A 13,949-nucleotide genomic window follows, 5' to 3' on the forward strand; every position below is an offset into this window, starting at 1 on the left:
CTCATTTCCATCCCTATTTAGTTTTGCCTGTCATTTTAGATGCGGCTGCGGCGGCCCGTTCGGCAGCTTGCTTTTCAGCTTCTTTCCTGGCTGCTTCCGCCTTCTCTTCCTCTCCCTGCAATTGAGTTGCATAATGGAGCATCCCTGTTTCAATCTTCGCTAAAGCTTCTTTGAATTTATTCATTTTTACAATCCAATCCATGCAGTGCTGTTTAAACTCTTCCCCGCCTAAATCTACCCAATAATCAGATACTCCAGCAATTGCCCCGCTCATCTTATCGCTGCACTCCTGGGCACGGGGCTGCAACTGGTGGCAATTAAAAGCAATACCTCTAACCATACCTGAATCCATATCCAGCCTCCTGACTGTGAATTACCGGCTCTCCGGAACAAAAGATAATCCAAAACCTATTAATAGCAAAGTCACAAACAAAACCGCCCCCACGATTCCCCAGAGCAGTGTTTGTTTACGAAAAATTTTCTTCTGAACGGTCAGCAGCTTCATAACCCATTCGACAGCCGCTTTATCCGGATAGAGCGGATCTTGATGCGCAGGCATCAGAGTTGCTTGAATTTCGGCAAAATCCTTTTTCAGCATTTGCAGCACTTCCTGATGCCCATTTTCCAGCAGCAGCCTGCACCGTTTGCGTTCAAACGGGTTAAGGGTATTTAGCTTCTCTTTAAGCAGTTCATATTTCCACATGGCTCCGTTGCCAACCAAAATAGGAATTTGCGAGTTCCACCACAGCTCCAGCGCGCTGGTTCCCTTCCGTTCACGGTGGATATCCACCCAGAGAATGATATGTGAGAACTCGCTAGCCAGAAGCTCAGAGATATCCCACGAATACCCCCTGCGATAGAAGGTTACCCCTTCATATTCGAACATGGTAGATACTGAATCTTCTTTCTCACCTTTAAATACAATCTGTTCAAGAGAACTGATTTCCGGCCTGTCATCTCCGCAGACCAGCGGTTTCCAGCCTAGCTCCGCCAGACCTGCAGCAACCAGAAAAGCCGCCGCACCTACATCCTCTTCTCCTCCTGCACCGCAAACGCCAATGACAAGCGGTACATTACTGCCCAGAATTCTCGGACCAATGACGGGTTTGGACTCCTCTTCCACGGGAATGGATTGCTCCAGACTCTCCAGCGTTCCCGCTTCAGTTAGAGCCGGAGCCTCTGTTCTGGCCGGGGGCTTCGGTCTGAGTGGTGCGGCCCCTGCGGAAGAGCGGGGTGTACTTAATGGTCTCCCGCTGGCGGCACTCGTACCTGATCTGGAACTGGCGGTCGGCTGTGGACGGGTAAGCGATTCTACCGGTCTCGCGGGAGCAGGCGGCGGTTCTTCCGCTACAGGAGCTGCAGCAGGAGGAGACGATGAACCTTTAAATGAAAAAATGCCTTTCTTTTTACCCAGAATATGATAATAATCTCTTGTAGTTTTCTTCTCCTTAATCCAGTTCAGAAGGTCGTCGCCCCGGAATTCCGTGGTAAACTGAAGATCGTGAATGTTCATGTTGACCATAGTCCGTATAAATTCAACATCTGTCTGCAGCGCAGGATCTAATTGAACGATCAAACGTGTGTGTTTGAGATATTTGCGGATCAGCGTCATGAAGCTGATAATGTCAGCAGCCTTTACCGGTGTACCCAGGCCTGCTCCGCCCTCCAGTATTACGATAGAAGAAGGGTCTACCTCTTTGCTGCTGAAGCCACTTATAAAACTATGTAGTGTAGAATGTTTTCCCGAAATCACATAACCCTCATGCTCAAGTGACCGTGATAAAAGCATTATGAGCTCAGGCGAACAGACTAAATGTACGTTTTTCATAGATATCCCCCTTTACAATGCCCTCACTCAATAAGGTAAAATCCGAATAATAGCCCCGTCTCCCTGAATAACGGTAGCCAAAATAACCTGCAAATTAAGCTCCTTCCATTCCTCTCCGGTACTGCTGATTTCGCATTTGAATTCCCAATGATCGGGAAGCCAGCGCGCTTGTTTCAGAAGCTCAAGACATTGCCCCGCAGAAAGAGAGAGGGAGAGATCCAAATCCATAGCCTGCTCTCCCTTGCCTTTAAATAAAAAAGTTGTTAATGCCGTTGACATTCTTTGATCCCCCCAGATAGCTACGCTTCTTGCAGCCACAAACATACTTCTTCTATTCCTGTTGCCAGTGTCGCACCGGATCGGCTGGGTTGCCCTTCATCTCCACGCCGTAGCAGCCACATTTGCTCTTCATAAATCAAGAAATCAAGTTCTCGAATAACCTCTGCTTCCTCATGAATACACTGGATTTCTGCCAGAGAGGTTACGAACGCACCTGCTTGAAGAAGCTGTCCTGCCCACGTTTCTATATCCAATTCTTCATTCATCACTTGTTGTAATTGTTCATTCTCCACTACGCTCTGAACCAGTGGTATTCTGTCGATGACTTGAAACATCAGCTCGTGCCGTGCATATATTTCCTGAAGCTTGTACGTGTTGCTCCCCAACTGATGCTCAAGTTCGAACCGGGTTTCATCCTGGATAAAATAGCAGATCTTAGATGTCTCTTGATTTCTCTGTACAAGCTGACAGAAATATGATTTACAGTTGGAGGCTGTCACTATAAATTTATGAAGCACTTCATTTACTTTGGCGAGGCCCATAAAATCTATCTCTAAATATCCCTTCGCTTCAAGAGCTCGCATTTGTGCGTCCATTAGGGAACGCTGCCTGATCTCCGATTCGCCTTCCAGATTCACTGTCAGTCCCGGAACACCCTGCCCCCCCGTTAGTGCAGTCAAATATATGATCTCTAAAGCTTGTAATTCAAACACCTCGCGCGTTGGCTTCATCACATCATTCACCTGCTATCTATAAATCTGTAATCATTTTGAGGCGTGTAACGGAGCCCTCAGTAAGTAATATTGCTTCACTTGCATCCATCGCTTGGTTAAGCTCATGGTATTCCATACCTTCCAGCATAAAGCCATAAGACATATGATCGCTTGGTGTGCCACCAATCAGCAGAGCATTTCCGCTATTGATCATCTCTCCCGCAAGTTCAGTGGTAAGCTGCATCTGGTTCAGTTCAAGCGTATTGCTGCCAAAAAGCAGCATAACCCCAAGCCCGCCTCCAAATCTCGCTATCCGCTCCAAATGTTCCAGCGAATCATTCTCCATCAAATCGAAAGCTGATTTAAAATGAGGCATTACAATTACGTGAAGCGGATACTTAGACAAAATATAACTGATTTCATCAAATTCTCCCGGCACGGAAGCCGCCGCCAAGGCTTCGCGAGCATCATTTTTTCTGAGTTGAAGCTGTTCAATCAATGACTCTGTGAGCTGCAGAAACTCTTCTGCTGTGCTCATATATCGGGTTAGTATTGGACTGGCCTTCAGCACTGGTAATTTCACAACGCCGCTATCAAACAAATGAAACTCCTTAGTTATTGAACCCGCTGATTCAAAAAGAGCTTGCAGGATTGATATGAACGTAAAATCTACTTGCATTGGGTTGGTATAAGACACCACGAAATTACTGATTTGCTTCACATTTATTTCTGCCGGAAGTGTAGTTGTCCAGTCTAGTCCAATCGGCACCAGAGCATCCCCGGCTCCTTCAGGTCGGTTCTTGTTGGCGCGCTCCAGAAGCTCTGTAAGAGAAAGCTTGTCCGGGATCACAGAAATTCCGGCAGTATTAGTGTCTCCCGCCACTACCTTCATCTCCGAGCTGATCCGGCGAATGCCCACGGCAATCTGATCATCCGAGCTGCCCTCCACCGGAAGCGCAGTATGGAATTCCAGAATCCGGTTATCTTTGAGCAGCCCGCGGCCTACGGTATTCGTTGGCTCCATCCCCTCTGTTCTTCCCAGAATGCTAGAGTAATCCATTCTGTCAGACATTTGGTACACAAGAGCCTGCTTAACATTCTGACTGATCCGGTAAGGATAAGAGTTGACAGCGTTGGCTGCAAACACAAAGTAGATGCCGTAATTGCCACCTTCCCGTACAAGCTTCGCGAGATCCAGAACATGGTCATCGTAGGCTTCTGCAAAGCCTGTGTAATTATCGAGCAGAATGACTATGTAAGGGACCTTTTCACCTGTTGCTGCACAGTAAGAAACCAGATTGCTGATGCCAAGCTGAGAAAATTTACGTTTGCGTTCATCCAATTGTGAGAGCAGCCAGCTAATCAGTTTCCCAAGCTTTTGCTCATCCTCTGGAAAAATAACATCTCCCAAATGCGGAAGCTCATGAAACACGCCCAACGTGCGTGTCCCGAAATCCAGTATGTAAAAATGCACGTACTCAGGATCATATTTCATGGCAAGCGACATGATCATTGTTTTTAACAGAGTCGTTTTGCCGCTGGCCGGCGCTCCATAAATCAGCAGGTGTCCATTCTGGTTAAAATTGATGTCCAAATTGTATTGTTCCTGATCGGAAGGATTGTCTACTCGTCCCACGGTAGCAGTCAGGTGGTCATTTGGTTCTGGCCAATGCTCCCCGTTCCAGATTTGTTCCTGATCCAGCACTTCTGCCAAAGCCAGAGTCTCCGGTAGCGGAGGAAGCCATAGCTGAAAAGCCTCTCCGATTGATTCTTCAGCGGAAATAGCAGCAAGATGATTAACTACAGCCTGTAATTCACTTAGTTGGGAGGAATTATCACTGTGTTTCTCCTTCGGAATCAGGGCTCTGCGCTCACCGCTCAGTGAAACAATATCCATCTTGGGGCTTCCAGCCTTATCCGTCTCTCCAGCTTGATATGGCGCTCCACTCCAGGAGGACTGGAATAAGGTGAACACTTCATTATTGCCGACCTGTAAAAACCCCCGGCCTTTTTCCTTGATTTCCGCTGCCTCTGGCCGCTTCAGCATTTCCTGGCTATCCGAAGGCGTCTGTACCTTCAGGCACAGCTTAAATCTGGAGTTACTCCATATCTGGTCATCGACGACACCGGAAGGCTTTTGAGTTGCCAGTATTAAGTGAATCCCCAAGCTTCTTCCTACCCGTGCCGCACTGACCAGCTCTTTCATAAATTCCGGCTGATCAGATTTAAGTTCCGCGAACTCGTCCACCACGATGATTAAATGAGGCAGAGGAAGGCTTACTTCCTTGTTGCGGTAAAGAACGATGTAATTATCAATGCTCGTTACCCCAGCTTCACTGAACAGGCGTTGTCTCCGCATAAGCTCACTTTTGATGGAAGCAAGAGCCCGGTTGATCTGATTGCCGCCAAGATTGGTGATTGTTCCCACCAGGTGGGGAATCCCCAGGAAGGCATTGGCCATCCCGCCACCTTTATAGTCAATCAGCACAAAGGCAACCTCATGAGGATGATAATTCACCGCGAGACCCAGAAGCAGGGATTGGAGCAGCTCACTTTTCCCTGAACCCGTTGTACCGGCAACGAGACCGTGAGGACCATAGTTTTTTTCATGCATATCGAACAACAGCGACTTTCCGCCTGCCCCGAGCCCCAGAGGAATGGACAATGTGCGGTTCGCCTGATTTCTAGACCAGCGCTGCAGTACATTTAGCTCCTCAACCTGTTCAACCTCAAAGCTCCCCAAAAAGGTGACCATTGGCGGGATATAGCTGTTATTCTGTCCCTCTTTGATTCTGAGCGGCGATAAGGAACGGGCAAAAAACTCTGAGTGCTCCTTATCCAGCGAATCGGCTGAAAAATGATCTGCCAAATGGCTTAACAGTTGATTTGTATCTTTGCGGACCATTCCCTTGCTGTCCTTAATTTCCAGAATGGCCTGGCAATTCAGGGGTAGTGCAACGTCGATCTTCTCTGAAATAAAAATGCTGGTCAGTCCAAGAGACGAATTGCCTGATAGCAAATATTTCATCATATCCGTGCTGTCCCACAGTTCAGGAGCAAAGATCAGAAAGACATAGTGCGGGGTCAGCAAAGTCTGCAAGCCGTAACTGTTATTACTTCCCTCTTCTCTCTTTCTAAGCTCCGGAAGCAGTTCATCAGCAAGATTGGAGGCTTCGTAGGAGGTCGTAGCCAAACTTCTCTGACTCCGAGCTTTATCCCACGTATGAGGCAGCCATTTCAGCCATTCCCAGTGCTCCAAATCCTCTGGCTGCATCACACATACTACTCTCACATCGTCGTAACCTTGGTGTGTTGTGAGATGGACTATGGTGGCATTCAGAAAATCGCGAACCTCCTGCCGTTTGCCGTATATCCCAAGCGTATTAATATTTCTTAGCGGTATGTAGACCGGAATATCTCTTACAAAATACATTTCTTCGCATATCTTAGCGGCGATTTCTTCGAGAGGATTCTCATCATCAATTGCTTTCGCCTTTGTGCTGTAGGTCGGCACCAGGGAAATCGGCTGTATTCCAATTCCAACCCGGGTATTTAGAAAATCATCTTCAATGGCGGTTCTTTCCCAGAGCTGCTTGCCTCTGCTGCGTACGATTTCTGCACAGGACTGGATACTCGGGTGTATGTATGTATAAGCTTCGCGCTGCGTACTTGCGGCGCTTTGTAAATCATTGCGCACCTGGAATAAGTAGTTGAGATATTTCTTTTCCAGCTTTTTGTTCTGCTCATGATGTTTGTTAACACTGGATTTATAATTCAGGATTGAAACCATGACCGTAAGGATAGTCATACTCATGGTTGATATCAGCATAGTAAAGGACCTGGTTAATGTTGACATAAATATTGATATAACCAACATCCCTATGGGTGGAACAATAATTGTCAACCACGAGAATGTTGGTTTTCCCGAGGGCCTGGCAGGATCCTCCAAAGCTAATTCGCCTTCCGGGTAGTTCGGTCTAATTCGGGGGGTTCTTTGTACCTGATTGGTTAGCATTTCTTGAGAGCTCATCTTTTTCATCACCACTGAATAGGAATTTTGGATTAACAATACTATTATTTAAAATTTTAAATAAAAATATTAAAACTTCATTAAATTGGAATATACATTATGCATTATCGGCACTTCGCCTCAATAGTTTATATTTTCCATAGAATTTATTGTTAATATAGTTCATTGATCCCTTATTAGTTATCATTCGCTTTATTAAATTAAAATTAACAGAGTATAAAGTTATGGTCCATTAGTCACTATTCGGTAGTTTAATCAAGTGAGATGTAAGGATGTTTGACTTATTTACATTTCCTTTTTCATTCAATTACTTTATTTCTCATCCGCAAAAAAAGATCTGATTTCTGCAATTTTTAAGCAGAACTCAGACCCTCATTTCAATTTTATATTCATTTTATAGATCCTATGTATCAAAAAACCTTCACTAGCCTGACACGTATCCTTACCTGTTCTATGTCAACTGGTCGTCACCAGATTATTCGTTCACGATAACCATCGCGGCAAGTAGCCCATTCGTTGCGGACATTATGCAGAAAAGTCCTGACAATATTAATAGTCGATTTATCCATCTTAGAAGGCACGATGGTTTAGACAGCTTATCCATAAGGGCGGCGTAACAGGCTTAGCAACATAAAAAAACTGTGAGAGAGCAACATAACAAAAAACAGGTCAATCATGGTAGTAACTGACCATAATCAACCTGTTTTTTGTAACGGAATAGTAATTTTTAGATTTAAAATTAAAGTATTTGATGTGCGTACAACAGAAATGGAGGAATCTTTATACAGATATTACATGGGTTAGATGAGTTATTGGTTGAATAAAGATTTCATTCGGCACCTGGGTAAATTACACAAGAAATTACTTTTATTACAATGCATCGAAGAACAATAATCCAATTATTTTTCCGTCACATCGTATAGTTTCTCTAGAAATTCTTCAAAATCCTTAGCAAGGAAGTACATATTACTCATATCTTCTGGATCTTCATCATGAATCCAAAAACAAACATTTCCAAAATGCTTTTCAGTAAGACCTAAACAAATTTGATTTCCACCCGAATCATCTGCAATTGGAATAAAGCCTATATCCATTATATCGTCAAATATATCAATTTTTTTATCTAAATTGTCATACATTTCACCAACACCATAGAAAATATTTACCATACCAATGCCTTGTTCTTCAGAAATAGTAAAGTAATATGGTCTAGGATAACCCCCATTGTACTTCAATAAAAACTCTCGATATTGTTGGGGAAGTTGAACTCCGATTATTCTTTCAAAGTCTTGAAGTCTAGATTCTGTTAAAACTTCATTATTTCCTTGCATCTCCAATTTAATCTCCTCCAGTTCCATTTACAATAGACTGTCCGCCCATGTGTTTAAATTCATCGTGTATATCTTTTTCAACTAGCACCATTGTCTTTCCATCCTGATAATGATGCCAAGTGTATCCTTCTGGAGGCTTATTTTTTTCTGGCACAGATGGATTAGATGATTTACTAAGCCCTGCCTCTGTGTTTGCCGCCTCATAGTCTTTTGGATAATTTTTAGGTTGTGTGTATTCAATTTTTACTGGTTCTACATTAGGATGATAATATTTAGAAAAATCCGGGAATCCATCAGGATAACTTATCGATATCCCACTTTTATTAGTGTATGTCCAGACTCCTTTTTCATCAATAGAAATATGCCCACCTTTAGCGTACCATTTTTCTGGTATTCTAGCGTACTTAGGCTTTGTCGCCATGATCTCTTCTGTGAAATCTGATAGTTCTAACTTCCCTATCTTTTTACCCGTCCCCTCAAAAATCCCCCCTCCCTTTTCTTTACGGAGTATTTCCATCTCATTATCGAAATTGATTTGCACAGGTGTCTTTGGTAGTGACTTTGTATCCGTCTGAATATCGTCAATCCTGAATTGTAATCCTTCATTTGTACTGAATTGTGGCGATTGACCAGGAAACTTAAACTCTTGTACTGGACCTTTTGGAAGCTTTGGCTTCAGTATTCCACCACCTGTAGACAGCAAGGACTCTTCTACAGGACCATACAACAATGTCACCATTCCCAGACTGTTTAACCAATGGTCGGCTGACCAGGCTTCTTCCGGATTNAATGCTCCCTTTGCCATCTCCACGGTCCCCAGTGTCAACCAATCCGCAAACTTCTCTGTCGAATCAAACATATGGTCGGACCGGTCTTTTGCTCCCTCATACACCGCAGTGGGAAGATCGCCTGTTATCCCTAACGTCAGCCAATTGAAAAAGTCATACGGGGAATCTGTCGCCTGATCCGCACGGGCTCTTAACCTATCCACAAAACCTGTCCCAATCTCTTTGAAGCTGTCCAGCGATTTAAAGAAGGCATTTTTTGACTTCTCGGGATCGTTCTTGTTTTCGTCTGACTCTTTGTTTACAAACAGATTATATCTTCCTAATTGGGCGATTGAAGAAGTTAATTTAGCAACGTCTCCCCAAGCTTCTGCACCTTGGTTCGCCATCACATGCACACCCAAATTGACCCCGGTGGCGATCATTTGTTTCATTGTAGCATGGATACCTTCCAGTTGCTCTTTCGCCCAATTGCCTTTGTCCCCTTTCTCCATCGCTGTCCGCAGCAGGAGTTGATACGCTTCATTCTGTACTAGCGGTACGCTACTGGTCCTAATCGACGGATCATAGTCACACGCCTTCACCGCCGGCTGCTTGAAGTGCGCGCTTAGATCTTTTCCCCCCTCATATTGAACCTTACTAACGCCCAGGGATTCCAGCCTCTTGCGTGCATCTTCCGCCAGCTTGTGCATCGCATCCATTTGCGTTTGATTTCCAAATGCCTGGTAGACCTCGTAGGCCGTCTGCGCCTTCGCGATCAGATTCCGTGCTTCATAGATATCGTTTAGTTTGCTTTGCGCGGCTATCCCCTCTATAGTTCCGAATCCAGACTTTTGGAGGATGTCCCTGAGTTTCTCTACTGCTGGATCTTTATCCAGCTCATCCCGTCCCATCAGGGTAGCAATCGTAGAGATCAGTTTCGTCGCTGCCTTCTGCGCAAAGGATGGAACCGAAAACCTCCCTTGGCTTCCGTTCCCCCCGAAACTTCCGAACATACCTGTAAAGAGGCTAAACTGCTGAGTGAGCTGGCTTGCCTGCCGTTTATTCTCCTCCTGAAGGCCTTGGACGCCCTTTATAGCCTGACGGATGATATCTTCAAGCTTTTCGGCCTCCACCGTCAATTCATTGATGAGCACCTGGGCCTGCACCAGGTCTTGTCCTAATGGAATACCGCCCCAGTTGTTAGCTTGGCCTTTTAGTTGCATGTACAGCAGATTTGTGTCCTGGCTCACCTGGCCTATCTTCGTTCGCAGGCGTTCGACCTCATCTACATTAAATATTAGCTTCGTTGACGCCATGTGCTTCCCCAATCTTTTTCATCATTTTGTTGATGTGATCCTTATCAGTATCGGTTTTATTTTCCAATAGGTTAATAGATATCCAAAAAGCTTGCTCGCCTATGTTGTCGGCTAGACAAAGGATGGGCGCTGCTTCCTTGTTCCCTTTCTCCATCGCCATCCTCAGCAGCAGTTGGTATGCCTCATTGCACTAGCGGTACATTAGCAGACGTAATTGACGGATCATAGTCACACCCCTTGACCGCTGGTTGCTTGAAGTAAGCACATAGCTTTCCCGGCCTCATATTGAACCTTATCAACACTCAGGGATTCCAGCTTCTTGCGGGCCTCTTCCGCCCGCTTGTGCATCTCATCCATTTGCGGTTAATTTCCAAATACCTGATAGACCTCGTAGGCCGTCTGCGCCTTCGCGATCAGATTCCGTGCTTCGTAGATATCGTTTAGTTTACTTTGCGCGGCTATCCCCTCTATGGTCCCCAAACCGGACTTTTGGAGGATTTCCCGGAGATTCCTAACCATCGGATCGCTATCCAACTGATCCCAGCCCGTTAGGGCAGCAATGGAGGAGATCAGTTTCGTCGCCGCCTTCTGCCCAAAGGCTGAAATCGAAAACCTCCCTTGGCTACCGTTTCCCCCAAAACTTCCAAGCATGCCTGTAAACAGGCTGAACTGCTGATTGAGTTGGCTTGCCTGCCGTTTGTTCTCCTCCTGGAGGCCTTGAACACCTTGAACGGCTTGACAAATGATATCCTCAAGCTTTTCTGCCTCCACCGTCAGTTCATTGATCAGCACCTGGGCCTGAACCAGGTTTTGTCCCAATGGAATGCCGCCCCAGTTGTTGGCTTGGCCTATTAGATTCCCCTTTTCACAATGGATACTAGACTACAGGGCAATCCATCAATTTAGTATTTTTTTCATATATGCTATAATCTTCCTGTTTCTAACCTATCTATTAAATAGGAGCTGATCCATTTAATGTTTGCCATTCCAACCAATCGCCTGGTATTGCCTGCCGTCCAATCTGTGCCCATTGAAATGACATCCATGCGGAAACGGGGAATTGATCCGGAAGAGTTAATTATTCTTGATAATGGACCCTCTCAGGTAGTGGAGAGAAACAAAAGAGACCTTGAAGCGCTTCAGAAAACTACCCCGATTCGCATCATTCACCATGATCTCAACGACCAATTCGAGTGGATTCGGGACCTCGCTGAGCATGGGCAATGGGATGTCGCTGAATTAATCCGCTTGCTCTATCCTCACCCGGAGGAAGTCGATTACGGCAAGGTTTTTAATATGCTGTATCTCGCTGCTGCCAGGTATGGGCGGAAGGTCATTCATCGCAGAGATTCGGATTGCTATACTCCGCTGGGCGATGAGAGCTTGTATCCGGTCTGGGGGGAAAACCAGTTTATCGGCAAAAAAGTATCAGAGGTGCTTCATATGGCGGATACCTGCGAGTGCCTCACCGATGAATTGCTAACCGAAGAAATTTGGATCGCAGGCAGCGATTATACCGGGGATTGGAACGTAAATCTTGAGCTGCTTCAGCAGCATAACTCACAAACATTAAATGAATTTCTGACCCTTTTAAGCATTCCCCCTACACGAATTCCCGCCTACATTGACGCTAAATACAGGGATAACGAACTGAACCTCCGTACACGCCCGTTACTGATAACCTGCGGGCAGCTTCCGGATATCCCTGAGATTGTCCCCCATTATCCTGAATGCGGAAATATAGCGATGATGGAGATTTTCAAATGGATTCCCAATTTTATCGGCTCCCGCTGTATCGGATTCGATTACCACACTTATATACTGGGCGCCCTGTTAAAAGTACCCGCAGTCTATCATACCAAGCGTATTATTCATGCCCACGATTACAGCCGTAAGCAGAAGGATGCAACCTTGAACTACTTCAGAGGCATCGCGAAGCTGGCCGATTACAATTTGTTCATAACGGAATTCCGCAACAATTATCTCCATCGGTTAGCCCCGCCTGGAGCGAACGGTTTTCATCTCCTCAGGGATACCGGACCCTCCGCATTAGTGAATTTGCTATCTGAATGCTTCATGAGCCTGGACAGAACAACAAGATTAGGTTTGGTTCACGACCTCGCCTACAAAATCCTACTGCCCTCCGGCCTGGCCGAATACCGCTTGGTTGCAGAGGAACTGGAACGCGGCGCAAGCCGCCTGATTGACGAGCTGGATGATGATTATAGAAGAAGCATTAAGCTGCAAAAGATCTGGAGAGCGTTAATCCTGCTTTCTGAGCGGATGGGAAACGAATCCAGATGCAAAGTATATTGAATAAGATACCGGCCCAATCACATTCATAGCCAACCGCTAGACCACGCTCCCCCCTTTGATCCCAAAAGGCCAAAAAACTCTGCCTGCTGCTGCCTTTATCTGCTTACCGATGAAAGGGAGGCGCATCGCCTTTTTTCAGATTACAATCGTGTTCTTGTCCTCCTATACCTTCTATAATTTCATGGCAGGCTATAATCTTGTCGGCCAAGCACACCACCCAGGATTCCCTAAAGCGGGGGACAGCCGGTGTTAAAGGCCACATATGCTTGACGATGATATCCCGCTCGATTCTGTTGAGGGACAAGATGTCTTCAGCATTGCGCAATGCGACTTTAGGGTGAGTGAAGCCATGCCATCTTCCTCCCGCAGCCGAATCATGCCAATCATATAAGAACAGATCATGGAGCAGTCCGCCTCTGGCCGCCGAACGATAATCGAGCCTGCACGTCCGGCAGATCCGATAGCTCAGCAAAGAAACCGCCTGGGAATGCTTCAGGCAGGTCGTCCGGCCATGCTGAATGAACCTATCCATACGCTGCACCTGCTCATGTGCAAGCAGGTCTGCGACACAAGCGGAATATTCCTCGGCATCGGTGTACCGGAACGGAGACCGCACCGCTGACTGGCAGCGGAACCATTCCACGCATATGGAAATTGCCGCATCGGTAATGAAATACACCAGCACGCACCAAGCCGCTGCCGTGATGATTCCGGCCGGAGCTGATGCAAGTACCCCCGATACAGCCGGATGCAGGAATGCCGTCAGCAGATACGCAATCCCTCCCCACAGCAAGGAATATTCCACGCACACATATCCGCCGAGGTTCCATTGATTCCCGCTGTAATCCCACCATCTCCGCTGAAAGACCTTATCCATTATCAGGCCCGTAATATACTCCAGCCATGTAACGAGTACGGCTGATACACAAATCAGAACGACTCCCCGCACAGACGGATCACTGATTCTTCCCTCCGTCCATTCCGCGGCATGAATAATCAGCAAAGCACCAAATCCATAAATCGGGCAAAAGCAACCAAACATAAACCCCCTATTCACAAAACGCCGCTGCCTAACACTGGCATACCCCGTCTCCAGCAGCCAGCCGCCCAAAGCGTAGACAGCAAAAAATAAAAGCTCCGTGGAGAAACTCATGCTCATCTGCCCCACTCCCATTTGAAATTGTGTTCAAAATCCACAAAAGACCCAAAAAGACTCCATAAAACAAAACATGTGCCACCCCGCATGTACGGCTTAGAAGCGGCCGGAACGAAAAACAGCATATAACGCCAAGCGAAGATCAGCAGAGAGACTACAGTGCCGATCTCCAGCATCGGCAGCTTCCAGAGGATCGCTTGCGCCCCCAATCCG

General features: G+C 46.2%; 13 protein-coding genes. 1 reads left to right on the forward strand and 12 read right to left on the reverse strand.

From position 1 onward, the window contains the following. Positions 1 to 13: 13 nt before the first annotated feature. From B212_RS0117050 to B212_RS35410, 10 genes are all read right to left on the reverse strand, one after another. A complete protein-coding gene (locus tag B212_RS0117050; RefSeq protein WP_019912152.1) occupies positions 14 to 352 on the reverse strand; it encodes a hypothetical protein in 339 nt (112 codons plus the stop codon). Between the two features lie 21 nt (positions 353 to 373). Continuing rightward, positions 374 to 1,828 (reverse strand): hypothetical protein, encoded by a 1,455-nt coding sequence (locus tag B212_RS0117055; RefSeq protein ID WP_019912153.1) that lies wholly within the window; start codon positions 1,826 to 1,828, stop codon positions 374 to 376. A 27-nt stretch (positions 1,829 to 1,855) separates the two neighbouring features. Further along, a complete protein-coding gene (locus B212_RS0117060) occupies positions 1,856 to 2,107 on the reverse strand; it encodes a hypothetical protein (protein ID WP_019912154.1) in 252 nt (83 codons plus the stop codon). A gap of 20 nt (positions 2,108 to 2,127) precedes the next feature. Continuing rightward, positions 2,128 to 2,838, reverse strand: coding sequence for a hypothetical protein (locus B212_RS0117065; RefSeq protein ID WP_019912155.1), 711 nt, complete (start codon positions 2,836 to 2,838; stop codon positions 2,128 to 2,130). A 19-nt stretch (positions 2,839 to 2,857) separates the two neighbouring features. Then, complete coding sequence (essC, locus tag B212_RS31715; RefSeq protein WP_084673305.1) at positions 2,858 to 6,859, reverse strand: type VII secretion protein EssC; 4,002 nt, start codon at positions 6,857 to 6,859, stop codon at positions 2,858 to 2,860. 890 nt (positions 6,860 to 7,749) lie between these two features. Next, entirely contained in the window at positions 7,750 to 8,181 is a 432-nt protein-coding gene (locus B212_RS0117075) for an SMI1/KNR4 family protein (protein ID WP_332258148.1), read from the reverse strand. A 7-nt stretch (positions 8,182 to 8,188) separates the two neighbouring features. Then, on the reverse strand, positions 8,189 to 10,264 hold the full coding sequence (locus B212_RS33240) for an HNH endonuclease (RefSeq protein WP_019912159.1): 2,076 nt from the start codon (positions 10,262 to 10,264) through the stop codon (positions 8,189 to 8,191). After that, a complete protein-coding gene (locus B212_RS35040; RefSeq protein WP_198015951.1) occupies positions 10,239 to 10,418 on the reverse strand; it encodes a hypothetical protein in 180 nt (59 codons plus the stop codon). The genes B212_RS33240 and B212_RS35040 overlap by 26 nt, the downstream gene beginning before the upstream one ends. A gap of 74 nt (positions 10,419 to 10,492) precedes the next feature. Beyond that, entirely contained in the window at positions 10,493 to 10,621 is a 129-nt protein-coding gene (locus tag B212_RS35720; RefSeq protein ID WP_019912161.1) for a hypothetical protein, read from the reverse strand. Positions 10,622 to 10,627: 6 nt separating this feature from the next. After that, entirely contained in the window at positions 10,628 to 11,083 is a 456-nt protein-coding gene (locus tag B212_RS35410; RefSeq protein ID WP_019912163.1) for a hypothetical protein, read from the reverse strand. A 156-nt stretch (positions 11,084 to 11,239) separates the two neighbouring features. Here B212_RS35410 and B212_RS0117100 point away from each other — a divergent pair, with 156 nt between their 5' ends. Further along, the gene (locus tag B212_RS0117100; RefSeq protein ID WP_019912165.1) at positions 11,240 to 12,580 is read left to right on the forward strand and encodes a DUF6271 family protein; all 1,341 of its coding nucleotides are present in this window, start codon (positions 11,240 to 11,242) and stop codon (positions 12,578 to 12,580) included. A 103-nt stretch (positions 12,581 to 12,683) separates the two neighbouring features. Here B212_RS0117100 and B212_RS33890 read toward each other — a convergent pair whose 3' ends face one another. Beyond that, the gene (locus B212_RS33890) at positions 12,684 to 13,739 is read right to left on the reverse strand and encodes a putative ABC transporter permease (protein WP_019912166.1); all 1,056 of its coding nucleotides are present in this window, start codon (positions 13,737 to 13,739) and stop codon (positions 12,684 to 12,686) included. Continuing rightward, entirely contained in the window at positions 13,736 to 13,945 is a 210-nt protein-coding gene (locus B212_RS0117115; RefSeq protein ID WP_019912168.1) for a hypothetical protein, read from the reverse strand. The genes B212_RS33890 and B212_RS0117115 overlap by 4 nt, the downstream gene beginning before the upstream one ends. Positions 13,946 to 13,949 lie beyond the last annotated feature (4 nt).

It is taken from the genome of Paenibacillus sp. HW567 (genome assembly GCF_000374185.1).
Taxonomy (GTDB): domain Bacteria; phylum Bacillota; class Bacilli; order Paenibacillales; family Paenibacillaceae; genus Paenibacillus_AQ.

Excerpts from the sequence above, each read along its gene's own strand:
- B212_RS0117050 (WP_019912152.1), bottom strand. The coding sequence starts at position 352 with ATGGATTCAGGTATGGTTAGAGGTATTGCTTTTAATTGCCACCAGTTG.
- B212_RS0117055 (WP_019912153.1), bottom strand. The coding sequence starts at position 1,828 with ATGAAAAACGTACATTTAGTCTGTTCGCCTGAGCTCATAATGCTTTTA.
- B212_RS0117060 (WP_019912154.1), bottom strand. The coding sequence starts at position 2,107 with ATGTCAACGGCATTAACAACTTTTTTATTTAAAGGCAAGGGAGAGCAG.
- B212_RS0117065 (WP_019912155.1), bottom strand. The coding sequence starts at position 2,838 with ATGAAGCCAACGCGCGAGGTGTTTGAATTACAAGCTTTAGAGATCATA.
- essC (WP_084673305.1), bottom strand. The coding sequence starts at position 6,859 with ATGAAAAAGATGAGCTCTCAAGAAATGCTAACCAATCAGGTACAAAGA.
- B212_RS0117075 (WP_332258148.1), bottom strand. The coding sequence starts at position 8,181 with ATGCAAGGAAATAATGAAGTTTTAACAGAATCTAGACTTCAAGACTTT.
- B212_RS35040 (WP_198015951.1), bottom strand. The coding sequence starts at position 10,418 with ATGGAGAAAGGGAACAAGGAAGCAGCGCCCATCCTTTGTCTAGCCGAC.
- B212_RS35720 (WP_019912161.1), bottom strand. The coding sequence starts at position 10,621 with ATGGATGAGATGCACAAGCGGGCGGAAGAGGCCCGCAAGAAGCTGGAA.
- B212_RS0117100 (WP_019912165.1), top strand. The coding sequence starts at position 11,240 with ATGTTTGCCATTCCAACCAATCGCCTGGTATTGCCTGCCGTCCAATCT.
- B212_RS33890 (WP_019912166.1), bottom strand. The coding sequence starts at position 13,739 with ATGAGCATGAGTTTCTCCACGGAGCTTTTATTTTTTGCTGTCTACGCT.